This is a genomic window from Streptomyces composti (assembly GCF_012034205.1).
Classification (GTDB): Bacteria; Actinomycetota; Actinomycetes; order Streptomycetales; family Streptomycetaceae; genus Streptomyces; species Streptomyces composti.
Genome location: NZ_JAATEM010000021.1, coordinates 35,140 through 57,368 on the forward strand (window position 1 = coordinate 35,140; position 22,229 = coordinate 57,368).

19 protein-coding genes, 4 tRNA genes, 1 other RNA gene and 2 pseudogenes are annotated in these 22,229 nt (G+C 72.7%); 15 read left to right on the top strand and 11 right to left on the bottom strand.

Annotation, left to right across the window (positions count from 1 at the left end; translation table 11 throughout):
- Positions 1-222 precede the first annotated feature (222 nt).
- Together HCJ93_RS30200 and HCJ93_RS30205 are read left to right on the top strand one after the other, a co-directional pair.
- Positions 223-456, top strand: a pseudogene (locus HCJ93_RS30200) (type 1 glutamine amidotransferase family protein); the annotation flags it as partial.
- Between the two features lie 26 nt (positions 457-482).
- A pseudogene (locus HCJ93_RS30205) lies at positions 483-638 on the top strand (type I glyceraldehyde-3-phosphate dehydrogenase); the annotation flags it as partial.
- Positions 639-763: 125 nt separating this feature from the next.
- On the opposite strand, the gene HCJ93_RS18195 reads toward HCJ93_RS30205, so the two are convergent.
- Both HCJ93_RS18195 and HCJ93_RS18200 read right to left on the bottom strand, forming a co-directional pair.
- Positions 764-1,099 (bottom strand): hypothetical protein, encoded by a 336-nt coding sequence (locus HCJ93_RS18195; RefSeq protein WP_167996787.1) that lies wholly within the window; start codon positions 1,097-1,099, stop codon positions 764-766.
- Positions 1,100-1,164: 65 nt separating this feature from the next.
- Positions 1,165-1,362, bottom strand: coding sequence for a hypothetical protein (locus HCJ93_RS18200; RefSeq protein ID WP_167996788.1), 198 nt, complete (start codon positions 1,360-1,362; stop codon positions 1,165-1,167).
- 263 nt (positions 1,363-1,625) lie between these two features.
- On the opposite strand from HCJ93_RS18200, the gene HCJ93_RS18205 reads away from it, so the two are divergent.
- Both HCJ93_RS18205 and HCJ93_RS18210 read left to right on the top strand, forming a co-directional pair.
- Positions 1,626-1,829, top strand: a complete 204-nt coding sequence (locus HCJ93_RS18205; protein ID WP_167996789.1) for a hypothetical protein — start codon at positions 1,626-1,628, stop codon at positions 1,827-1,829.
- Between the two features lie 205 nt (positions 1,830-2,034).
- Positions 2,035-2,865: an alpha/beta fold hydrolase gene (locus HCJ93_RS18210; protein WP_167996790.1), complete on the top strand. Its 831-nt coding sequence runs from the start codon at positions 2,035-2,037 to the stop codon at positions 2,863-2,865.
- Positions 2,866-2,953: 88 nt separating this feature from the next.
- Here the strand turns inward: HCJ93_RS18210 and HCJ93_RS18215 are convergent.
- Positions 2,954-3,038 (bottom strand) — tRNA-Ser (locus HCJ93_RS18215).
- 72 nt (positions 3,039-3,110) lie between these two features.
- Between HCJ93_RS18215 and ffs the strand changes: the two genes are divergently transcribed.
- The 6 genes from ffs to HCJ93_RS18245 all read left to right on the top strand — a co-directional run bounded on the left by ffs (position 3,111) and on the right by HCJ93_RS18245 (position 12,347).
- An RNA gene (gene ffs / locus HCJ93_RS18220) (signal recognition particle sRNA small type) lies at positions 3,111-3,209 on the top strand.
- A gap of 79 nt (positions 3,210-3,288) precedes the next feature.
- A complete protein-coding gene (locus HCJ93_RS18225; RefSeq protein ID WP_167996791.1) occupies positions 3,289-5,628 on the top strand; it encodes a DNA polymerase III subunit gamma and tau in 2,340 nt (779 codons plus the stop codon).
- Positions 5,629-5,779: 151 nt separating this feature from the next.
- Positions 5,780-7,045: a phosphoribosylamine--glycine ligase gene (gene purD, locus HCJ93_RS18230; RefSeq protein WP_167996792.1), complete on the top strand. Its 1,266-nt coding sequence runs from the start codon at positions 5,780-5,782 to the stop codon at positions 7,043-7,045.
- Between the two features lie 279 nt (positions 7,046-7,324).
- Complete coding sequence (locus HCJ93_RS18235; RefSeq protein ID WP_167996793.1) at positions 7,325-9,700, top strand: hypothetical protein; 2,376 nt, start codon at positions 7,325-7,327, stop codon at positions 9,698-9,700.
- Between the two features lie 164 nt (positions 9,701-9,864).
- Positions 9,865-11,364, top strand: a complete 1,500-nt coding sequence (locus HCJ93_RS18240) for a N,N-dimethylformamidase beta subunit family domain-containing protein (protein WP_167996794.1) — start codon at positions 9,865-9,867, stop codon at positions 11,362-11,364.
- A gap of 83 nt (positions 11,365-11,447) precedes the next feature.
- Entirely contained in the window at positions 11,448-12,347 is a 900-nt protein-coding gene (locus HCJ93_RS18245; protein WP_167996795.1) for a phosphoribosylaminoimidazolesuccinocarboxamide synthase, read from the top strand.
- A gap of 67 nt (positions 12,348-12,414) precedes the next feature.
- Here HCJ93_RS18245 and HCJ93_RS18250 read toward each other — a convergent pair.
- The 8 genes from HCJ93_RS18250 to HCJ93_RS18285 form a co-directional block, all read right to left on the bottom strand.
- A tRNA-Gly gene (locus HCJ93_RS18250) sits at positions 12,415-12,487 on the bottom strand.
- 23 nt (positions 12,488-12,510) lie between these two features.
- Positions 12,511-13,113: a response regulator gene (locus tag HCJ93_RS18255; RefSeq protein WP_507202161.1), complete on the bottom strand. Its 603-nt coding sequence runs from the start codon at positions 13,111-13,113 to the stop codon at positions 12,511-12,513.
- A gap of 8 nt (positions 13,114-13,121) precedes the next feature.
- Positions 13,122-14,330, bottom strand: coding sequence for a sensor histidine kinase (locus HCJ93_RS18260; RefSeq protein ID WP_167996797.1), 1,209 nt, complete (start codon positions 14,328-14,330; stop codon positions 13,122-13,124).
- 20 nt (positions 14,331-14,350) lie between these two features.
- Positions 14,351-15,127 carry an ABC transporter permease gene (locus tag HCJ93_RS18265; protein WP_167996798.1) on the bottom strand — a complete coding sequence of 259 codons (777 nt, stop codon included), beginning with the start codon at positions 15,125-15,127 and terminating at the stop codon, positions 14,351-14,353.
- Positions 15,124-16,143, bottom strand: coding sequence for an ABC transporter ATP-binding protein (locus tag HCJ93_RS18270; RefSeq protein WP_167996799.1), 1,020 nt, complete (start codon positions 16,141-16,143; stop codon positions 15,124-15,126). Before HCJ93_RS18270 ends, HCJ93_RS18265 begins: the two co-directional genes overlap by 4 nt.
- A 177-nt stretch (positions 16,144-16,320) precedes the next feature.
- A tRNA-Gly gene (locus HCJ93_RS18275) sits at positions 16,321-16,393 on the bottom strand.
- Positions 16,394-16,472: 79 nt separating this feature from the next.
- Positions 16,473-16,544 (bottom strand) — tRNA-Gly (locus HCJ93_RS18280).
- Between the two features lie 270 nt (positions 16,545-16,814).
- Entirely contained in the window at positions 16,815-17,132 is a 318-nt protein-coding gene (locus tag HCJ93_RS18285; protein ID WP_167996800.1) for a histone-like nucleoid-structuring protein Lsr2, read from the bottom strand.
- Positions 17,133-17,440: 308 nt separating this feature from the next.
- Between HCJ93_RS18285 and purS the strand changes: the two genes are divergently transcribed.
- The 5 genes from purS to HCJ93_RS18310 all read left to right on the top strand — a co-directional run bounded on the left by purS (position 17,441) and on the right by HCJ93_RS18310 (position 22,224).
- Positions 17,441-17,713, top strand: a complete 273-nt coding sequence (gene purS / locus HCJ93_RS18290) for a phosphoribosylformylglycinamidine synthase subunit PurS (protein ID WP_167996801.1) — start codon at positions 17,441-17,443, stop codon at positions 17,711-17,713.
- Positions 17,710-18,390, top strand: a complete 681-nt coding sequence (purQ, locus tag HCJ93_RS18295) for a phosphoribosylformylglycinamidine synthase subunit PurQ (RefSeq protein ID WP_167996802.1) — start codon at positions 17,710-17,712, stop codon at positions 18,388-18,390. The genes purS and purQ overlap by 4 nt, the downstream gene beginning before the upstream one ends.
- Positions 18,387-20,645, top strand: a complete 2,259-nt coding sequence (gene purL / locus HCJ93_RS18300; RefSeq protein WP_167996803.1) for a phosphoribosylformylglycinamidine synthase subunit PurL — start codon at positions 18,387-18,389, stop codon at positions 20,643-20,645. The genes purQ and purL overlap by 4 nt, the downstream gene beginning before the upstream one ends.
- A 138-nt stretch (positions 20,646-20,783) precedes the next feature.
- The gene (locus HCJ93_RS18305) at positions 20,784-21,284 is read left to right on the top strand and encodes an ArsR/SmtB family transcription factor (protein WP_167996804.1); all 501 of its coding nucleotides are present in this window, start codon (positions 20,784-20,786) and stop codon (positions 21,282-21,284) included.
- A 79-nt stretch (positions 21,285-21,363) separates the two neighbouring features.
- A complete protein-coding gene (locus tag HCJ93_RS18310) occupies positions 21,364-22,224 on the top strand; it encodes a M23 family metallopeptidase (RefSeq protein WP_167996805.1) in 861 nt (286 codons plus the stop codon).
- Positions 22,225-22,229: the final 5 nt, after the last annotated feature.

Consider the following 22,229-nt stretch of genomic DNA (forward strand, 5'->3'; position numbering starts at 1 on the left):
GACGCCGCCGGCCTCCGGCACTTCTCCGCACGAGACACCCACGCTCCCGCTCACGGGGCCCGTCCCCGCCGGCGGCGCCCATGCCTTCCGCTCCCGGCACCTGGGTTCTCCCGCTCGCGGCGCCCGGCTCTCACCGCGCGGGCTGCACCGCCCGGGGCCTCGTGCCCTGGCCCGGTGCCGTCTCGCCCCCCCTCCGGCCGTCTGCGCCGGGTCGCCGTGCTCGTGCTCGAGGGTGCCAAGCCGCTCGACGTCGGGATCCCCGCGCAGGTGTTCACGACCCGCGCGAGCACGCCCTGCGAGGTGCGGGTGTGCGGGGCGGCGCCCGGGCTCGTGGCCGGCGCCGACGGGCTGTCGTGCTCGGTCGCCGACGGCCTGGACGCGCTGGGCTGGGCCCACATCGTCTTCATCCCCGGCCACCGCAACCCCGACCGCGACGACCCGCGGCCCGCCGTCGTCGAGGCGCTGCTCGCCGCCCACGAGCGGGGCACCCGGCTCGCGGCCATCTCCACGGCGCCTTCACCCTCGCCGCCACCGGCCTGCTCGACGGCCGCCACACCAAGGTCGTCGCCTGGTACGACAACGAGTGGGGCTTCTCCCACCGCGTCATCGACACCCTGGAACTCCTCGCGGCCCGCTGAGCGGGCAGCCGTCGGCAGGACATGGCCCCGGCCAGTGCCTGCGCCGACGGCTGCTCATGCGGATTCCCGATCACCGGCAGGGGGCCGACGGAATCCCCGGCCCCCTCGCCTGCTTCGTCCGCCGGTCAGAGCATGTGCGGTGCCAGTCCGGCCGTTCCGCCCCCGATGACCGGAACGAGCAGCACCAGCCACCCCCGCACGCTCCGCGTGGGCGATTCCTCCTGCCGGACCATCAGCGCCAGGGCCATGCCCGCCATGGCGGGAAGGACGATGCCGAGGATCGCGAGGACCAGCAGATTCGGCACGGAGTGGCGGGTGATGGCCCACCCGGCCCCCAGGCTGAGGGCCGCGGCGGTGATCATTTCTTCCGTCGGCTGGATGAGCCCCAGGCGAGGCCGGTCTGCCCCGGCAACCCGCGCCCCGGTACGGACGACGGCGAGCATCCAGATGATGCCTGCCACGACCAGCAGGGTTTCGCAGGCGAGGACTGTGCTCGCTGCCAGCACGTGATTCCCTTCGATCGTCGCTACGAGCAGGCGGCCTTTACGCCTTCGAGCCCCAGGAGCTGGGTTCCCACCCACTGGAGGTCGTTGGCCAGGGTGTGCTTCTTGCCCTTGCGGATCGCCTTGATCGCGCTCACGATCCGCTGCACGCCGACGCGTTTCGCGACCTTGACGATCTTCACCATCCTGGCGGCGGGCAGCAGATGGGTGCCGATGGCCACCGCCACCGCGCCCGTGCAGCCGAAGCCGGGCCAGCCGAAGCGGAGCTGAGCCCGTCCCGAGAGGTTCGCGTTCCGCTCCTTCTGCTTCAGGTAGTGATGGTGGCGAGGACGGCGCCCGCGGTGAGTGCCGAGACGAGCACAGCGGTACCGCGCGTGAAGAGAGTTCGGTCGGTCGTCCCGAAAGACATCTGTTCCCCGTGAACGTGCGTGCTGGTTGCGGTCGCGATCCCCGCCGTGTCGTGGAGGAGAGGACACCGAGAGGCGTGGAGCGTCCGCGTGGTCAAGATCAACTGAAACAGGCGCCGATGCCCGGGGCTGTGGTGGAGGCCACTGTTCCGCCTGCATTTTCCCGCCATTTCTGCGGTGATTACGCCTTCGTAACCTTTCGATCCCAGGTAGCTGAGGAATGGAACCTTCAGATGAAAATCGCGCTCGCCTGGTGCCCCGCCGCAGAGGTGCTCGATTGACCGGCCGTTCACAGGTACGAAACATTCCGAAATGAGTGATTCATCACCCAGGCGTAGGGTGTTTGCCGTGCGTTCGGTCACGTGCGTCGGGCAGTCCTGCGTCCTGAGCGCACTGCCTTCGGGCGCCCGAAATCGCCGCACGCGCTGCCGTGCGCCCGGGGCGGACCGGTGCTGCCATCTCGAGCCATCACACGGAGGAGTATTCATGGGCACGGTCACGACGTCCGACGGGGCGGCCATCTTCTACAAGGACTGGGGGCCGCGGGATGCGCAGCCCGTGGTGTTCCACCACGGCTGGCCGCTCAGTGCCGACGACTGGGACGCCCAGATGCTGTTCTTCCTGCAGCAGGGCTACCGGGTGATCGCCCATGACCGGCGCGGTCACGGGCGCTCCGAACAGACCGCCGGCGGTCACGAGATGGACACCTACGCCGCCGACGTCGCGGCGCTGACCGACGCCCTGGACCTGCGCGACGCCGTGCACATCGGCCACTCCACCGGCGGCGGAGAGGTGGCCCGGTATGTGGCGCGGGCCAAGCCGGGACGCGTCGCGAAGGCCGTGCTGGTGGGCGCGGTGCCGCCCATCATGGTCAAGTCGGAGAGCAACCCCCAGGGCACGCCGATCGAGGTCTTCGACGGCTTCCGCGCCTCTCTCGCCGCCAACCGCTCCCAGCTCTACAAGGAGGTGGCCTCCGGACCGTTCTACGGTTTCAACCGGCCCGGCGCGGAGGTCTCCCAGGGGCTGGTCGACAACTGGTGGCGGCAGGGAATGATGGGCGCCGCCAACGCCCACTACGAGTGCATCAAGGCCTTCTCGGAGACCGACTTCACCGAGGACCTGAAGCAGATCGAGGTGCCGGTGCTGGTGATGCACGGCACGGACGACCAGATCGTGCCCTACGAGGACTCGGCCCCCCTGTCCGTGAAGCTCCTGAAGAACGGGACGCTGAAGACCTACGAGGGCTACCCGCACGGCATGCTCTCGACCCACCCCGACGTCCTCAACCGCGACATCCTGGAGTGGCTCAAGTCATAGAGGACGGCGCGACGGGAGACGGCGAGAACAACGACGAGGGCCCCACCGGTGACCGGTGGGGCCCTCGTCTCGCCCTCTCGGGCGGCTGCGGAGGATACGAGATTCGAACTCGTGAGGGGTTGCCCCCAACACGCTTTCCAAGCGTGCGCCCTAGGCCGCTAGGCGAATCCTCCGCCGGAAACATTACATGACCGTGAGGAGTGCTCGCGAACTCGTTCCGCTCCCGGGGGATGAGGTAGCCTGTGCGGAGCCCCTCACGCGGCGCTATCTGACTGAACTCCCCCAGGGCCGGAAGGCAGCAAGGGTAGGTCGGCTCTGGCGGGTGCGTGGGGGGCGCTCGCGTTCCCGGGGACGGTCGGGCGCCGGGGGCGCCGGTTCTGCGGGCGGGTCTGGATGTCAGTGGACGCCTATAACCTCGTAGGCGTGTCGTCTCTCGCGCTGTACCGCCGCTATCGCCCGGAGTCGTTCGCCGAGGTCATCGGGCAGGAGCATGTCACTGACCCGTTGCAGCAGGCGCTGCGGAACAACCGGGTCAATCACGCGTACCTGTTCAGCGGTCCGCGTGGCTGCGGCAAGACGACCAGCGCGCGGATCCTGGCCCGCTGCCTGAACTGCGAGAAGGGCCCCACGCCCGACCCCTGCGGCGAGTGCCAGTCCTGCCGTGACCTCGCCCGCAACGGCCCCGGCTCCATCGACGTCATCGAGATCGACGCCGCGTCCCACGGCGGCGTGGACGACGCCCGCGACCTGCGCGAGAAGGCCTTCTTCGGTCCCGCCCGCAGCCGGTACAAGATCTACATCATCGACGAGGCCCACATGGTCACGTCGGCCGGCTTCAACGCGCTGCTCAAGGTCGTCGAGGAGCCGCCCGAGCATCTGAAGTTCATCTTCGCGACCACCGAGCCGGAGAAGGTCATCGGGACGATCCGCTCCCGGACCCACCACTACCCCTTCCGTCTCGTCCCCCCGGGCACCCTGCGGGACTACCTCGCCGAGGTCTGCCGCAAGGAGAACATCCCCGTCGAGGACGGGGTGCTGCCCCTCGTGGTGCGCGCCGGCGGCGGTTCCGTGCGTGACTCGATGTCGGTGATGGACCAGCTCCTCGCCGGCGCCGGGGACGACGGTGTGACGTATGCCATGGCCACCGCCCTGCTCGGCTACACGGACGGCTCGCTGCTCGACTCGATCGTGGAGGCGTTCGTCACGGGCGACGGCGCCGCCGCCTTCGAGGTCGTCGACCGGGTGATCGAGAGCGGCAACGACCCGCGCCGCTTCGTCGCCGATCTGCTGGAGCGGCTGCGGGACCTGGTCATCCTGGCCGCCGTTCCCGACGCGGCCGAGAAGGGGCTCATCGACGCCCCCGCCGATGTGGTCGAGCGGATGCAGGCGCAGGCCGGGACGTTCGGCCCCGCCGAGCTCAGCCGCGCCGCCGACCTGGTCAACGAGGGCCTCACCGAGATGCGCGGTGCCACCTCGCCGCGCCTGCAGCTGGAGCTGATCTGCGCCCGAGTGCTGCTGCCGGCCGCGTACGGCGACGAGCGGTCGGTCATGGCGCGCCTGGACCGGATCGAGCGCGGGGTGAACGTCTCCGGGGCGGGTGCCGGGGCAGGTGTGCCCGCGATGGGGTACGTGCCCGGGCCCGACGCGCATGTGCCGGCTCCGGCACAGGGGGGTGCCGGAGCCGGTCAGGGGCAGGCGCCGGGCGGTGCCCCGGTCCCGCCGGGAGGCGGTCCTGCCGCGGCGAGGGCTGCGGTGCGGGCTCCCGGCGCGGGCAGCGGTGCCGGTGCGGCTCCGGCCGCCGCAGCAGCCCCGGGTGCCGTGTCGGCAGCCGCTGCTGCGGACGCGCCCGCTCCCGCAGCACCCCGCCCCGCCGGGCCCCCGGCCCAGGGGGCACCCGGTGCGGCTCCGGCCGCGCCACCCTCGACCCCGGCGCCCGGCGCCTGGCCCACCGCCGCCCCCGCGGGCAGCGGCGGGCGCCGTCCCGGCGGCTGGCCCACGGCCGCCCCGGCCGGCGGTGGCGGCCAGGGGCCCGGTACTCCGTCCGCGCCCGGTGCCGGGAACACTCCGGCCCCCGCGGGGCAGGCGGCGCCCGCGCAGCCGGCCGCCCCGGCCGCCCCGGCCGCCGGCGGTCTCGACCCGCGCGGGCTCTGGCCGGACATCCTGGAGGCGGTCAAGAACCGCCGTCGCTTCACCTGGATCCTGCTCAGCCAGAACGCCCAGGTGAGCGGCTTCGACGGCACCACCCTCCAGCTCGGCTTCGTCAACGCGGGCGCCCGGGACAACTTCCTCAGCAGCGGCAGCGAGGACGTGCTGCGCCAGGCGCTGGCGGAGCAGTTCAACGTGCAGTGGAGGATCGAGGCGATCGTCGACCCGTCCGGCGGCGGGGGCGCCCCGTCCCCGGGCGGCCCCGGCGGAGGCCGCCACGGCGGGGGCGGCGGCACCGGCTACGGGCCCGGCGGCGCGGGCGGTCCCTCGTACGGCGGTCCGGGTGCGGGCCAGGGCGGCGCCACCGGGGGCGGCCCGGGATCCCCGGCGCCGCACGGGCCGGGCCCCGCGGCGTCGGCCTCCGCACCGAGCGGCCCGACCGCCTCCGCCCCGGCGGCATCACGCCCCGCCGCTCCGGAGGCGCCGGCCCCGGTCTCGCCCGAGGACGACATCCCGGAGGACGACGACCCCGACCTGGACGAGTCCGCCCTCTCCGGGCAGGAGCTGATCATCAAGGAGCTGGGCGCGACGGTCGTCGAGGAGATCACGCACGAGTAGCGGCACCGGGAGCACCGGGCTCGGCGGACACCCACCGGGCCCGGAGGGCGGCTCACCGATTCGAGTTCGGAGAAAAATACAAACACCTCTCCCTCCTCTCTTCGGAAGCCCGCACAAAACCAAGCGCGCGGCTCCCGTTAGGCTGACCCCCGTGAAGGTCCTCGTCATCGGAACCGGCGCCCGCGAACACGCCCTGTGCCGCTCCCTGTCCCTCGACCCCGACGTCACCGCCCTGCACTGCGCTCCCGGCAACGCCGGCATCGCAGAGATCGCCGAACTGCACCAGGTCGACGCCCTGGACGGCGCCGCCGTCGCCGCGCTGGCCGGCCGGCTCGGCGCCGATCTCGTGGTGATCGGCCCGGAGGCGCCGCTCGTCGCCGGTGTCGCCGACGCCGTGCGCGAGGCGGGCATCCCCGTCTTCGGCCCGTCCAGGGAGGCCGCGCGGCTCGAGGGGTCCAAGGCCTTCGCCAAGGACGTGATGGCGGCCGCCGGCGTGCCCACGGCGCGCTCGTACGTCTGCACCACCGCCGAGGAGGTGGCGTCCGCGCTCGACGCCTTCGGCGCCCCCTACGTCGTCAAGGACGACGGGCTCGCCGCGGGCAAGGGCGTGGTGGTCACCGACGACCTGGAGGCGGCCAAGGCCCACGCCGCCGCCTGCGACCGGGTGGTCGTCGAGGAGTACCTCGACGGCCCCGAGGTCTCCCTGTTCGCCGTGACCGACGGCGAGACGGTGGTGCCGCTGCAGCCCGCCCAGGACTTCAAGCGCGCCCTGGACGGCGACCAGGGGCCGAACACCGGCGGCATGGGGGCGTACTCCCCGCTGCCGTGGGCCGACCCGAAGCTGGTCGACGAGGTCAAGGAGACGGTGCTGCAGCCGACCGTGGACGAGCTGCGCCGGCGCGGGACGCCGTTCTCCGGCCTGCTCTACGCCGGCCTGGCGATCACCTCGCGCGGTGTGCGGGTGATCGAGTTCAACGCCCGCTTCGGCGACCCGGAGACCCAGGTGGTGCTGGCCCGGCTGAAGACCCCGCTCGCCGGGCTGCTGATGGCCGCCGCCACCGGCAACCTCGCCCATCTGGAGCCGCTGCGCTGGAGCGACGAGGCCGCGGTCACCGTCGTGATCGCCTCGCACAACTATCCGGGCACCCCGCGCACCGGTGACCCGGTCACCGGCCTGGACGAGATCGCCGCCAAGGACGCCCCGCACGCCTATGTGCTGCACGCGGGGACCCGCAAGGAGGGCGACAGCGTCGTCAGCGCGGGCGGCAGGGTGCTGTCCGTGACCGCCACCGGCGCGGATCTCACCGAGGCCCGCGAGCGCGCCTACCGGTCCGTGGCCCGCATCCGCCTCGAGGGCTCCCAGCACCGCACGGACATCGCCGCGAAGGCCGCCGAGGCCGCGGCGCAGGGCGCGTAGGCCCGGCCACGGCTCATCCGCACAACGTCCAGGGCCCCGGATCCGTCTGAGGATTCGGGGCCTGATCCTTGCTGTCCGTCATCCACCTTTCCCCAAAGCCATTCCATCGAGTGAGCGATGAGCTATCCGGCTGACGGGGGACGGGGCCCCAACTATGGTGCCGCGCAAGCGTTCCGGCACTTGGCCCACCGGCATTGCGATGTCAGTGGCGGGTGCCACAGTGGGGGAGTGAGCAAAGCCAGGACAGTCGGGACCGTCGGGAGGGGGTGAGGTCGGGTCATGAGCGGACACGGCATGGGTGTGGAGGCGGGCGCACAGGCCGCGCGCTCCCGGGCGGTCGCCGTGCTGCGGGTGCGCAGCCGCGCCCTGGCCGTCGCCCTGCTCCCCGCCGCCGCTGCGGTGATCCTGCTCGCCGGCGGCTCCACCGGGCATCTGCCCGGCACGGGCTGGGACGTGGCCCGCTCGGTCGTCACCCCGGTCGCCGTTCTGGTCCTGCTGGCCGCCGCCGGGGTCGCCCTGGTCGTCGCCCGGTCCCGGCCCGCCGTGAGCCCCACGGTCGCGATCACCGAGGAGGCCGCCCCCGACCTGTACCGGCTGGTGCGCGACCTCGCCGACCGGCTGGACGTCCCGGCCCCCTCGGCCATAGCGCTCACCCCGGACTGCGACAGCTGGCTGGAGGACCGCACCCATCCGGCGCACGACCCGCCGCCCGAGGTGGAGCACGACGACATAGCCGGTGCGGGCGAGGACCTGCCGGACCGCTCGGCCGCCGCGCCGGTGCTCGTCATCGGCTCACCGTTCCTGTGGTGGATGCGGGTCGGCGAACTGCGCGCCGTCCTGGCGCCGGTGGTGGCGGGTACGGGGCCCTCGGCGCACCCGGACATAGCCGCGGCCCGGCGCTTCGTCCGGGGACTCGACGCGGCGGTGGCCGTGGCCTCGGCCCCCGGCCGGGGGCCGGCGTACCGGGCGGTGCTGGCCGGTGTCGGCTGGGTGGCCCGCCTGCTGCTGCGCAGCTGCCGGGTACATGCCGCGGAGATGGAGCGCGGGGTCGCCTCGGCGGCGGCCGAGCGTGCACAGGCTGTGGACTACGGTCTGCGGATCGTCGCCCAGGAGCAGGTGGGGCTCGCCTACGCGGGCTGGGACCGGCTGCTGACCCGGGTGGCGCTGCCCGCCTGGCGGATGGGCCGCTGGCCCTCCCGGCTGAACGCGGGCGTGGTCGCGGCCCTCACGGAGCTGTCCCGCCGGGACCGGCTGGCCGAGGGGTTCGCCTCCCGGCTCGGCGAGCGCCCCGCCTGCGACCTGCTGGAGGAGCCCGGCATGGTGGACGAGGCGACCTCCTTGCTGGCCGCCCGCCTCTTCCACGGCGGTCCCGCCGACCCCGACCAGGACTGGTCGCCGGTCCACTGGGCCGACTACCCGGAGGAGGTCGTGGACCGCAAGTGGCGTGCCGACGCGGCCCGCCTGCACCGGGTCCTGGACACCCTCGGCGTCCGCCCCGGCCCCGCGGACGACCCTCCGGGGTCCGCCGCCCCGACCCTCTCGCGCGTACTCGATCACCTGACGACTCCGCCGGCTCAGGAAGCGCGGGAGGCCCAGGGCGCCTCCTCCGCCGTCCCGGCCCGCACGACCTCGGCGTCCGCCCCTCCCGCCCCCGCGTCCCCGGCGCCCGCGCCCGCCGACGGGACCGGTGCCACGCCCGTGGAGCCAGACGCGTCCACCGCTGCCCCGGCGACCCCCTCGCCCGCGTCCCCGGCCTCCGGGAACTCCGCCCCCGCGGACTCCGCCTCCGCGTCTCCGGCCTCCGGGGACTCCGCCCCCGCGCCCGCGGATGCGGGCGGTACCACGCCCGCGGAGCAGGACACGGCCCCGGCCGCCCCGGCTCGGGCGCCCGCGACTTCGGCCTCCACCTCCACCTCCGTGGCGCCGGCCTCCGCCGACCCGACCGGTGCCGCGCCGGTGGCCGAGCACGCGGCCGCTGCCGCCCCGGCCCGTGGGTCCGCACCCACGGGTGCGGCGGAGGGCCCGCCCGCGCCCCCGGCCTCCGCAGCCTCGTCGTCCCTGACCTCCGCCCCCGCGCGTCCCGGCCAGGCCGGCCACCACCCCGCCGCTCCCGCACCCGCCCCCACCGGCACCGCCGATCCGGCGTCCACCACGCCGGCGCAGCCCTCGTCGGCACCGGTGCCGGCCTCCTCGCCCCCGCCCCCGGCCTTCGCCGAGGACGAGGAGGAGCTCGCCCCCACCACGCCCAGAAGCGCCGCCCTGGCGGCCCGCCTCAGTGCGGAGCTGGCCCGTGAGGAGGCCGCCGCCGGTACCGCCCGTGCCGCCCGGAGGGCCTTCGCCGAGCCGGGGCCGGAGACCGGGGAGGTCTGGGACGACCGGGGCCTGCCCCTCTTCCCGCTGCAACCGCCACGCACCCCCCGCGAGCTTCTGGCCGACCACATCACCGCGATGGTGTGCTGCGCGGCGATGGACACGGCCGGCGCGGTGCCAGGTCTGGACTGGCTGGACGGCCCGGTGCTGCTGGTCGGCGGGGAGCGGGCTCCCGACCTGTCCCCGCAGGTCCTCACCCTGATCGAGAGCGGCGACCCCACCGCGCTGCGGCTGTGGCTGGCCCGGCAGGGCATACGCCCGGAGAAGCCCGTCCGCCTCGTCTGAGCCGTCCCCTCCGGCCGGTTCTCGGAGCCCACCCTTCCGCTTTCGGTCAATTCGCGACGAACGGTGACGGAGCACGTGCGTAATGTGATGTGCTGGGACCGTTCGTGCTCAGCGGCAAGGGCTCGCGACATACGACAAACACATAATGGCGGAGGGGAGTTGCCATGGGTTCACAGCGGATCCGCCGCTGGGAGTCCGGAGCGATGGCGCATGCCGTGACGGACCCTTTCGGGCAGGGCCCCCTCCCGTGGCTGCGCGGCAGCGAGACGTACTTCGACGAGACCGGCAGGCTCGTCCCCTGGTACGCGGACCCCGACCCCGAGACGCACGCCCCGCGCCCCGGCGCACCGAAGATCCCGGCCCCGCGCCGGTCCCCGGGACCGCGCGCCGCCGACGACGTGCACCGTCAGATCAAGGGTTTCGCCTCCACCGGGGCTGTCGCGCCCGGCGAGTCCATCGACTTCCACATCACCGTCGACCCGCCCCAGGACTTCGACGTCGACATCTACCGCATCGGCCACTACGCCGGACACGGCGCCACCAAGATCACCTCCAGCCCCCGGCTCTCCGGCATCGTGCAGCCCCCGCCGCTCACCGCCGACCGCACGGTCTCCTGCCACCACTGGTGGCTGTCCTGGCGGCTGCCCGTCCCCTCGTACTGGAGCACCGGCGCCTATGTGGCGGTGCTGACCACCGCCGACGGCTACCGCTCCCACGTCCCCTTCACCGTCCGCGACGACCGCCCGGCCGACCTGCTGCTCGTCCTGCCCGACATCACCTGGCAGGCGTACAACCTCTACCCGGAGGACGGCCGCACCGGCGCCAGCTTCTACCACGCCTGGGACGAGCAGGGCCGCCTCCTCGGCGAGGCCGACGCCGCCACCACCGTCTCCTTCGACCGGCCGTACGCGGGCGCGGGCCTGCCGCTGCACATCGGCCACGCCTACGACGTCATCCGCTGGGCCGAGCGCTACGGCTACGACCTCGCCTACGCCGACGCCCGCGATCTGCACGCCGGCCGCATCGACCCCGCCCGGTACCGGGGCATCCTCTTCCCCGGCCACGACGAGTACTGGTCGCAGCCCATGCGCAGCGCCGCGGAGCACGCCCGTGACCAGGGCACCTCCCTGGTCTTCCTGTCCGCCAACACCATGTACTGGCAGGTGGAGCTGGCCCCGGCCCCCTCCGGAGCCCCCGACCGGCTGCTGACCTGCCGGAAACGCCGGGGGCCCGGCCGGCCGGCGCTGTGGCGGGAGAGCGACCGCGCGGAGCAGCTGCTGCTGGGCATCCAGTACGCCGGCCACGTCCCCGAACCGCACCCGCTGATCGTCCGCAACGCCGGGCACTGGCTGTGGGAGGCGACCGGCGCGCAGGAGGGCGAGGAGATCGAGGGCCTGGTCGCGGGCGAGGCCGACCGCTACTACCCGCGCACCCCGCTGCCCGAGCACGAGGAGCGGGTGCTGCTCGCGCACTCCCCGTACACCGACCGGCACGGCGTCCGCCGCCACCAGGAGACCTCCCTCTACCGGGCGCCCTCCGGGGCCTGGGTCTTCGCCTCGGGCACCTTCGCCTGGTCCCCGGCCCTGGACCGGCCCGGCCATACCGACCCGCGCATCCAGCGCGCCACCGCCAACCTTCTCGACCGCATCTGCAAACGCGACTGAGCCCGGGCCGCAGGTCCCGCTGTCCGGGGCGTTCCTCCCGTACGGGAGAATCGGGGCATTGGACAGAACCACGGGGAGGAACCGTGTCCGGATTCGTCGAGAAGCCCGAGCCGATCCAGGTGCCGGGTCTGGTGCATCTGCACACCGGCAAGGTGCGCGAGCTGTACCGGAACGAGGCGGGCGACCTCGTGATGGTCGCCAGCGACCGCATCTCCGCCTACGACTGGGTGCTGCCGACCGAGATCCCCGACAAGGGCCGGGTGCTCACCCAGCTGTCCCTGTGGTGGTTCGAGCAGCTCGCCGACCTGGTCCCGAACCACGTCCTGAGCACCGAGCTGCCCGAGCACGCCCCCGCCGACTGGGCGGGCCGCACCCTGGTGTGCAAGTCGCTGAACATGGTCCCGGTGGAGTGCGTGGCCCGCGGCTACCTCACCGGCTCGGGTCTCGCCGAGTACAACGAGTCCCGCACGGTCTGCGGGCTCGCCCTGCCCGAGGGCCTGGTGGACGGCTCGGAGCTGCCCGCGCCGATCTTCACCCCGGCCACCAAGGCGGCCGTCGGCGAGCACGACGAGAACGTCTCCTACGAGGAGGTGGCCCGCCAGGTCGGCGCCGACACCGCGGCCCGGCTGCGCCAGGCGACGCTGGCCGCCTACTCCCGCGCCCGGGACATCGCCCGCGACCGCGGGATCATCCTCGCCGACACCAAGTTCGAGTTCGGCTTCGACGGCGACGAGCTGGTCATCGCCGACGAGGTGCTCACCCCCGACTCCTCCCGCTTCTGGCCGGCCGAGCAGTGGGAGCCGGGCCGCCCGCAGCCGTCGTTCGACAAGCAGTATGTGCGCGACTGGCTGACCTCGCCCGAGTCCGGCTGGGACCGCACGAGCGAGCAGCCGCCGCCGGCCCTGCCGGAGAAGGTCGTGGAGGCGACGCGCGCCAAGTACATCGAGGCATACGAGCGCCTCACCGGCGTCACCTGGAGCTGAACCCCCGCCCCCACGGCGGCGGGGCGGCACGACGAAGGCCCCGGTCACCGACCGGGGCCCTCACGCGAGCGGACGACGAGGCTCGAACTCGCGACCTCAACCTTGGCAAGGTTGCGCTCTACCAACTGAGCTACGTCCGCGTTGCGCCGTTGCGCGAGAGCAACTATACCCAACCTCGCTCGCGGGCGAGACGCACCGCCGCATGACGGTTCTCCGCCCCCAGCTTGGAGACCGCCGAGGAGAGGTAGTTCCGCACGGTGCCCTGGCTGAGCGCGGCCCGCTCGGCGATCTCCGCCACGGGCGCACCGTCGGCGGCGAGTTCCAGCACCTCGGCCTCGCGCGCGGTGAGCGGTGAGTCACCCGCGGCGATCGCGTCCGCGGCCAACTCCGGATCCACATAACGGTTTCCGGCATGCACGGTGCGGATGATCTCCGCCAGCCGCTGGGCGCTGACCGTCTTCGGCACGAACCCCCGCACACCCGCCGCGAGCGCCCGCTTGAGATGTCCGGGGCGGCCGTGACTGGTCACGATCATGACCTGGCAGGACGGCAGTTCGGTGCGCAGCGATGTGGCGACCTTCACACCGTCCGCGCCGGGCATCTGCAGATCCAGGACGGCCACATCGGGTTCATGGGCCCGCGCCATCGCCAGCGCCTCCGGCCCGGACGCCGCCTCGGCGACCACCACCAGGTCGTCCTCCAGCGACAGCAGCGCCGCCAGCGCTCCCCGGATCAGATGCTCGTCGTCGGCGAGCAGCACCCGCACCTGCCCGCTCACCCGACCACCGCCGTCAGCGGCACCTCTGCCACCACCCGGAACACCCCTCGCTCGGCTCCTGCTTCCAGCGTCCCCGCCACGGCGGCGAGCCGTTCGCGCAGCCCCGCCAGGCCCGAACCGCCGCCGCTGTCCGTGACGTCGCTCACTCCGTCGTTCTCCACCGTCAGGACCACCCGTTCGTCCCGCCGCCGCACCGACACCGTGCACCGCTGGGCGTTGCCGTGCCGCAGGACGTTGGTGGTGGCCTCGCGGACCACCCAGCCCAGCGCCGACTGCACGGCGTCCGGCAGCCCCGTCACCGGGTTGCTGACCTCGCAGTCGATGCCGGCCGCCGTCAGCACGCCCCGCGCACCGGCGAGTTCGGCGTCCAGGTCGGCCTCGCGGTAGCCGCGCACCACCTCGCGGACCTCCCGCTGGGACTCCTGCGCGATGCGCTGCACCTCGATCATCTGCTCCACGGCCTCCGGCCGCCCGCGCCGGGCGAGCTGCACCGCCAGCTCGCTCTTGAGCGCGATCACCGCGAGGTTGCGGCCCAGCACGTCGTGCAGGTCCCGCCCGAAGCGCAGCCGTTCCTCGGCGACGGCCAGCCGGGCGCGGGTCTCGCGGGCCTCGTCGAGCTCGTAGACGGCTCTGAGCAGCCAGACGGAGAAGACGGCCGTGAAGGCGACGAAACCGCTGCCGCACAGCACCATCGCCGCGACGAACAGCGCGGGGACCGGCGAGTTGCTGAGCACGAGCACCACCACGGCGGCCCCCGCGGAGAAGCCCGCCACGACCGCGTACACCTGCCGCCGCTCGCGCAGGCCGAGGCTCAGGATGCCGACCCCGTAGACCATGACGATGCCGAAGATCGAGCCCGCCGTGGATCCGGCGCCGTCGTCCTGCGGACCGTGCTCGGCGACGGCGAACGCCAGGAAGGTGACCACCGCGGTGAGCGCGCCGAGCGCCACCAGCAGCCGCACGGGCTGCTCGCGTCTGCCGCGCACCCAGTCCACGGAGCGGGAGACGGTGAGCACACAGACGGCCGCATGGGCGCAGACCAGGACGGCCAGGACGACGCCGACGGCGCCGCCGATCGAGCCGAGGGCCGGCAGTGCGCCCACGACGAGCTCGAGCACCGCGAAGAAGTGGAACGACCCCCGGGTGTACGTCTCGACCTTCGCCGGGGTGCTCTTGCCCCGCCACCATGTGCCCGGCCCGCGCATGCACCGTCTCCCTGTCTGCCTCAGCGCCGGGGCTCCCACCGGAACCACCGCCGTACAGCAAACACGCCGCCCGCCGTCCAGGCCAGCGCCACGATCAGGGCGCTCACCGTCTCCGACGCCGTGAGGTCGCCGGTCCAGCCGCCGCGGACCAGGGTGATCACCGGGGTCAGCGGCAGCAGTTCGCACACCGAGGCGGCCGTGTCGGGCAGCATCTGGAGCGGGAAGGTCATGCCGGAGCCGAGCAGCGACACCATCACCACGGGCAGCGTGGTGACCTGGGCGGCCTCCACGGTGCGGGTGAAGGCGGAGGTGCAGGCGGCGAGCGCGGCACACATCACCAGGCCCAGCAGCAATCCCAGGACGGCCAGGTGCGGGGCGCGGGGCGCGGGCATGTCGAGCAGTACCGCGCAGCCGGTCACCAGGAGCACGGACTGGCCGAGTCCGGTGGCGGCGGCGGGCAGCGCGGAGCCGGCGAGGATCTCGTGGTCGCGCAGTTCGCCGGTGCGCAGCCGCTTGAGCACCAGTTCCTCGCGCCGCGAGGTGTAGACGGCGACGAGGGCCGAGTACACGGCGAAGAGCAGCGCGAAGCCGACGGCGGCGGGCAGGATCAGTGCGCCCGGGGTGAACCCCACCTGGTCCAGATCCATGTCCGTGGTGAACGAGTACACGCTGAACGGCAGGATCAGCGGCACCAGCAGGGCGGCGACCAGGGTTCCCCGGTTGCGCCCGAACAGGGTCAGCTCGGCGCGGGCCAGGGCCGCCATCCGGCTCGCCGGGGTGGTCATGGTGCCGCTCATGCCGCGTACTCCTTCTTCTCCGCCTGCCGTGTCCCGCGCGCCTTGTGCGTCTTGTGCGTCCCGGACGGTTCCGCGGTGCTCCGGGACGCGGAGGCCTCCCGCGCGATGCCCAGGAACGCCTCCTCCAGCGAGGCCGACCGCACGTCCAGCCGGCCCAGCTCCACCCCGGCGCCCTCGGCCCACACCAGCAGCCGGGTCGCCGCCCGCTGGAGGTGCCGGGTGTGCAGCCGCACCAGCCGGCCGTCGGTCTCGTGGCCGCAGACGCCCATCTCGCCGAGCGGCGGCAGGTCGCCGAGGTGATAGCCCTCGGGCAGCTCGAAGCTGATGCGCGAGGGCTGGGCCGCGGTCACCTCGGCCGGGGTCCCGGCGGCCGCGATCTCCCCGTCGTGCAGGATCGCCAGCCGGTCGGCCAGGCCCTCGGCCTCCTCCAGGTAGTGCGTGGTGAGCAGCACGGTGGTGCCCGCCTCGCGCAGCCGGCGGACCAGCTCCCAGGTGTCCCGGCGGCCCTCGGCGTCCAGGCCGGTGGTCGGCTCGTCCAGGAACAGCACCTCGGGGTCGCCGAGCAGGGCGAGCGCCAGGTCGAGGCGCCGCCGTTCGCCCCCGGACAGCTGCTTGACCCGTACGCGGCTCTTCGTCGTGAGCCCGACCCGCTCCAGCACCTCGGCGGGCGGGCGTGCCCCGCTGACGCACCCGGCCCACATCCGGGTGGTCTCCGCGACGGTCAGGTCGGACGGGAAGCCGCCCTCCTGGAGCATCACCCCGGTCCGCGGCCGGACGGCGGCGCGTTCGGCGAAGGGGTCGTGGCCCAGCACCCGCACCCGTCCTCCGCTGGGCGGGGCGAGTCCCTCCAGCAGCTCGACGGTGGAGGTCTTGCCGGCGCCGTTGGTGCCGAGCAGGGCGAAGATCTCGCCACGGCCCACCGAGAAGGTGATGCCGCGCACCGCCTCGAACCCGCCCCCGTAGACGCGCCGCAGGCCTGTGACCTCGATCACGTGCTCGTGTTCGTTCGCTGTCATGCCTTCAGCGTCCCGGCCGCCGGGCCGCCGCGGCAGTGCGCGCTGTCATCACCGGACATGACAAATGTCAGATGGCGGGCGCCGGGACCCCGCCCCGGTCCGCAGCGGACAACTCCGGTACGGAGTGCGCCGGAACACGAAAAGACCCCGGTCCGATGGACCGGGGTCTCCTTCCCGAGCGGACGACGAGGCTCGAACTCGCGACCTCAACCTTGGCAAGGTTGCGCTCTACCAACTGAGCTACGTCCGCATTGCCTCCGGTCGGCTTTCACCGGCCGGTGCGAGCACCAGCCTACCTGATCCACCACAGTGGTCGGTACGCGATGCAGAGCGGGTGACAGGAATTGCACACTGCGCCTTCCCCCTGGAAGGGGGATGTTCTACTACTGAACTACACCCGCCTGGCTGACCGGGCCGGGCCTTTGCGGCCTTGCCCGTCGGCGTGTCCCCGACTCTAGCTGATCAGCAGGGGTGCTGCGCAAGTCGGTTGCCCGCCGGGCCCGCTGAGGCCCCGTCGAACCGGCCGGGACCCGCCCGGCAGGGGCCGTGTCACCGGGCCGTGGCGTCGGGAGAGCCACACGGCCCGGGCGCGCACCGCCCGGGGCTCACTGCGCCGCGCTCACTGTGCCGCGCTCGCTGCGCCGGTCTCCGCGCGGGCTCATGGCGCCCACTCACTGCGCCGCGGCGAACGCCTCGTACACCTTCTTCGGGATCCGGCCGCGCGCGGGCACGTCCATGCGGTTGGCCTGCGCCCAGGCGCGCACCGCCGCCGGGTCGGGGGCCACCTGCGTCTGCCGGTAGGCCTTGCCGGAGCGCGAGCGCTTGCGGCCGGCCTTCACATACGGGGCCAGCGCCGACCGGAGCTTGTCCGCATTGGCTTCATTGAGATCGATCTCGTACGACTTGCCGTCGATTCCGAAGGCGATCGTCTCCGCCGCTTCCGAGCCGTCGATGTCGTCAAAGAGAGTGACCACGACCTTCTGCGCCACGAATATCGGTCCCTTCCGGAGCACGGCATACAGCTCAGCTGCGATGACGTGCCGACTTGTCGGTTATTGCCAATTCATTTCTACCGCGCACGGCATTGGAATGTGAAGCCCGACTAAAACGCTCCGCGTGTCCGTGTGCAATGGGTATCACGAATCATTCGGCAATCTTTCCCGGATTTTTTCTCGGGTGACCCCATCGGTGCCCGATCGTGATGACGCTCACGTAGTTTCCTACAACTCTACTCGCGTAGAAATTTTGTACGGGTAGTCTGAAGGGACCTGCTCAGCACCACACACCGGGAGTGCCAGTGGCACGCGTCGTAGTCGACGTCATGCTCAAGCCGGAGATCCTCGACCCCCAGGGCCAGGCGGTGCAGCGCGCACTGCCGCGGCTCGGTTTCGAAGGGATCTCGGACGTCCGCCAGGGAAAGCGTTTCGAACTGGAAGTTGACGGGCCGGTCGACGAGGCCGCGCTCGCCCGCATCCATGATCTTGCGGAATCCTTCCTCGCCAACACCGTGATCGAGGACTTCACCGTGCGCGTGGAGTCCGAAGAGGCAGTCGCGGAGGCCGCGAAGTGACCGCTCGTATCGGCGTCGTCACTTTCCCGGGCAGCCTCGACGACCGGGACACGCAGCGCGCGATCCGACTGGCCGGCGCCGAACCCGTGGCGCTCTGGCACAAGGACAAGGACCTCAAGCAGGTCGACGCCGTGGTGCTGTGCGGCGGTTTCTCCTACGGCGACTATCTGCGCGCCGGGGCCATCGCCCGCTTCTCGCCGGTGATGGACACCGTCATCGAGCAGGCCAGGGCCGGCCTTCCCGTGCTCGGCATCTGCAACGGCTTCCAGATCCTCACCGAGGCCCATCTGCTGCCCGGCGCCATGCTCGGCAACGACCACCTGCACTTCATCTGCCGCGACCAGAAGCTGCGGGTGGAGAACGCGAGCACGGCCTGGACCAGCGACTACGAGCAGGGCCAGGAGATCAGCATCCCGCTGAAGAACATGGACGGCCGGTACGTCGCCGACGAGTACACCCTCGACAAGCTCGAGGCGGAGGGCCGCGTCGCCTTCCGGTACCTGGACTTCAACCCCAACGGCTCGCTGCGCGACATCGCGGGCATCACCAACGAGGCCGGCAACGTCGTCGGTCTGATGCCGCACCCCGAGCACGCCGTCGAGCCGCTCATCGGCACCGGCCGCACCGACGGCCTCCCGTTCTTCACCTCGATCCTCAAGAAGCTGGTCAACGCATGAGCCGGACGCCTCTGGACACGGTCGAGCACGCGGCCGCGACCCCCGACGTCGAGCTGCCCTGGGCCGAACTCGGCCTGAAGAAGGACGAGTACGAGCGGATCGTGGAGATCCTGGGCCGCCGCCCCACCGGCGCCGAGCTCGCCATGTACTCGGTGATGTGGTCCGAGCACTGCTCGTACAAGTCCTCCAAGGTCCACCTCCGCCAGTTCGGCGAGAAGGCCCCCGAGAACGACGCCCTGCTGGTCGGCATCGGCGAGAACGCCGGTGTCGTCGACGTCGGCCAGGGCTATGCGGTCACCTTCAAGGTCGAGTCGCACAACCACCCGTCCTACGTCGAGCCCTACCAGGGCGCGGCCACCGGCGTCGGCGGCATCGTCCGCGACATCATCGCCATGGGCGCCCGCCCGGTCGCCGTGGTCGACCCGCTGCGCTTCGGCGCCGCCGACCACCCCGACACCAAGCGGGTGCTGCCCGGCGTCGTCGCCGGCATCGGCGGCTACGGCAACTGCCTGGGCCTGCCCAACATCGGCGGCGAGGTCGTCTTCGACGCCTGCTACCAGGGCAACCCGCTGGTCAACGCCGGCTGCATCGGCGTGATGCGGCACGAGGACATCCACCTCGCCAAAGCCTCCGGCGCGGGCAACAAGGTCATCCTCTACGGCGCCCGCACCGGCGGCGACGGCATCGGCGGCGCCTCGATCCTCGCCTCGGAGACCTTCGACGACGCCAAGCCGTCGAAGCGCCCGGCCGTCCAGGTCGGCGACCCCTTCCAGGAGAAGCTGCTCATCGAGTGCACCCTGGAGGCGTTCAAGGAGAAGCTGGTCGTCGGCATCCAGGACCTCGGCGCGGCCGGCCTGTCCTGCGCCACGTCCGAGCTGGCCTCCAACGGCTCCGGCGGCATGCGCGTCACCCTCGACGACGTCCCGCTGCGCGACTCCACGCTCTCGCCCGAGGAGATCCTCATGAGCGAGTCGCAGGAGCGCATGTGCGCGGTCGTGGAGCCCGACAAGGTCGACCGCTTCCTCGAGATCTGCGACAAGTGGGACGTGATCGCCACCGTCATCGGTGAGGTCACCGACGGCGACCGCCTGGAGATCTACTGGCACGGCGAGAAGATCGTCGACGTCGACCCGCGCACCGTCGCCCACGAGGGCCCCACCTACGAGCGCCCCTACGCCCGCCCGGCCTGGCAGGACGAGCTGCAGGCGGACGACGCGGGCAAGCTGCCCCGCCCGCGGTCGGGCGAGGAGCTGAAGGACCAGGTCCTGAAGCTGGTCGGCTCGCCGAACCAGGCGTCCAAGCAGTGGATCACCCAGCAGTACGACCACTTCGTGCAGGGCAACACCGTGCTGGCCATGCCGGAGGACTCCGGGATGATCCGGATCGACGAGGAGAGCGGCCTCGGCGTGGCGATCGCCACCGACGGCAACGGCCGCTACGCCAAGCTCGACCCGTACACCGGCGCCCAGCTCGCGCTCGCCGAGGCCTACCGCAATGTGGCCGCCACCGGCGCCAAGCCGCTCGCGGTCTCCGACTGCCTGAACTTCGGCTCGCCCGAGGACCCGGCGGTGATGTGGCAGTTCGCGGAGGCCGTGCGCGGTCTGGCGGACGGCTGCCAGCAGCTCGGCACGCCGGTGACCGGCGGCAACGTCTCGCTCTACAACCAGACGGGTGAGGCCGCCATCCACCCGACCCCGGTCGTGGCCGTGCTCGGCGTCATCGACGACGTGGCCCGCCGCACCCCGGTCGCCTTCCAGGAGGAGGGCCAGCTGCTGTACCTCCTCGGCGACACCCGCGAGGAGTTCGGCGGCTCGGCCTGGTCCCAGGTGATCCACGACCACCTCGGCGGACTGCCCCCGAAGGTGGACCTGGAGCGCGAGCGGCTGCTGGCCGAGATCCTGATCTCCGCCTCCCGCGACGGCATGATCGACTCCGCGCACGATCTGTCCGACGGCGGCCTGATCCAGGCGGTCGTGGAGTCGGCGCTGCTCGGCGGCAAGGGTGCGCGGCTGGTCGTCCCGGACGGGCTCGACGCGTTCACCTTCCTGTTCTCCGAGTCGGCCGGACGTGCGGTCGTCGCCGTGCCGCGCTCGGAGGAGCTGCGGTTCACCGACATGTGCCGCGCGCGGAACCTGCCCGCCACCCGCATCGGCGTCGTCGACGGCGACACGGTCGAGGTGCAGGGCGAGTTCACGCTCACCCTCCAGGAGCTGCGCAAGGCCCACGAGGAGACGATCCCGGCGCTGCTGGCGTAGCCGTCACCTCCGTACGCCTCCGTACGCACCGCTCGAAGCCCCGTCCCGGTCCGCCGGGACGGGGCTTCGGCTTCCCGGGCCGGCTCCGGGCAGCCACGGCACTTGCACGTAATTACGTAGTTACGTAATCTCGTAGCCGTGGAACTCGAAGAACGCGTCGCCGATCTGGAACGCCGCATCGCGGCACTGGAGGCCGCCGGGCACCGTGCCCCGCGCCTCGGCGAGGGGGACTTCTGGGCCCTGGAGGGACTGAAGGCCCGGCTCGCCGAGTTGCGGGCGGACGACGGGGGCGTGCTGTTCACCGGCGCGGTCCGGCTGCCGACCGGGGAGCGCTGGGAGTGGCAGCACGGCGCGCTCACCGAGGGCCTGCTGGACGACGACTGGCCGGCCGCCGCGGACGCGCTGGCCGCGCTCGGTCACCCGGTCCGGCTGCGGCTGCTGCGGGAGATCCTCGGTGGCCGCCGCACCGCGGCCGAACTGGCGGAGCTGGAAGGGGTCGGCACGACCGGCCAGATCTACCACCACCTGCGCCAGCTCACCGCCGCCGGCTGGCTGCACACCACCGGCCGGGGCCGCCACGAGGTGCCCGGCACCCGGGTCGTGCCGCTGCTGGTGGTGCTCTCCGCGGCGCGCCACTGACCGCACGGACCAGGCGCGGAGCCGGCCGGCCCACGGCAGGGCGCGGGACCTCGACGGCACCGACACACAGGGGTGAGCCATGACCACGACCGCACGCAAGCTCGTCAAGACCGCCTACCGCGCCTTGCTGATCGCCTTCTTCGGCCTGGTGATCGCCCATGCCGCACTGGACCTGGGTCACTCGGTGTGGTGGGACTTCATCCCGCTCGCCCTCGCCTACGCCCTGCTCATCGCGATGGGCCGCTGGGGCGGCACCCCCGACAGCCCCCGCAACGCCCGTGAGCCCGCCGAGGTGGAGCCCCCGGTCACCGGCCGCTGGATCGCCATGAACAGCCCGGCCGACCACACCCCGAGCCACCGCACCCACGCCTACGGCCAGACCTTCGCCATCGACGTCGTCGCCGAACCAGCGCCCGGCTCCCGGCCGGCGTTCCGCGCGCTGTGGCCGGTGGCCCGCCGCAACGGCGACTTCCCGGCCTTCGGAGCCCCGCTGCACGCCGTGGCCGACGCCACCGTCGTACGCGCCACCGACCGGGCACGCGACCACCTCAGCCGCACCTCGCTGCCCGCGCTGGCCTACCTGATGATCCTCGAGGCCAACGTCCGGGACCTGCTCGGCGCCGGGAGGATCCTCGGCAACCACCTGGTCCTCGACCTCGGCGACGGCACCTACGCCCTCTACGCCCACCTGCAGCGCGGCTCCCTCACCGTCCGCGAGGGCGAGCGGGTGCGCGCCGGACAGGTCCTCGCCCGGGTCGGGAACTCCGGCAACAGCACCGAACCGCACCTGCACTTCCAGCTGATGGACCACCCCGACCCGGACATCGCGCGCGGCGTCCCCTTCACCTGGCGCGGCATCGGCGTCCCGCGCAACAACGAGGCGTTCGACGCACCCGCGGCACCCGGAGCACCCGCACCGAGGGCCGGCGCCCCGGCATAGGCTGC

Bases quoted from the DNA above. Each gene is read 5' to 3' on its own strand.
- HCJ93_RS18240 (WP_167996794.1), top strand. From the start codon at position 9,865: ATGGGTTCACAGCGGATCCGCCGCTGGGAGTCCGGAGCGATGGCGCAT.
- HCJ93_RS18260 (WP_167996797.1), bottom strand. From the start codon at position 14,330: ATGCGCGGGCCGGGCACATGGTGGCGGGGCAAGAGCACCCCGGCGAAG.
- HCJ93_RS18270 (WP_167996799.1), bottom strand. From the start codon at position 16,143: ATGACAGCGAACGAACACGAGCACGTGATCGAGGTCACAGGCCTGCGG.
- HCJ93_RS18265 (WP_167996798.1), bottom strand. From the start codon at position 15,127: ATGAGCGGCACCATGACCACCCCGGCGAGCCGGATGGCGGCCCTGGCC.
- purL (WP_167996803.1), top strand. From the start codon at position 18,387: ATGAGCCGGACGCCTCTGGACACGGTCGAGCACGCGGCCGCGACCCCC.
- HCJ93_RS18210 (WP_167996790.1), top strand. From the start codon at position 2,035: ATGGGCACGGTCACGACGTCCGACGGGGCGGCCATCTTCTACAAGGAC.
- HCJ93_RS18310 (WP_167996805.1), top strand. From the start codon at position 21,364: ATGACCACGACCGCACGCAAGCTCGTCAAGACCGCCTACCGCGCCTTG.
- HCJ93_RS18235 (WP_167996793.1), top strand. From the start codon at position 7,325: ATGAGCGGACACGGCATGGGTGTGGAGGCGGGCGCACAGGCCGCGCGC.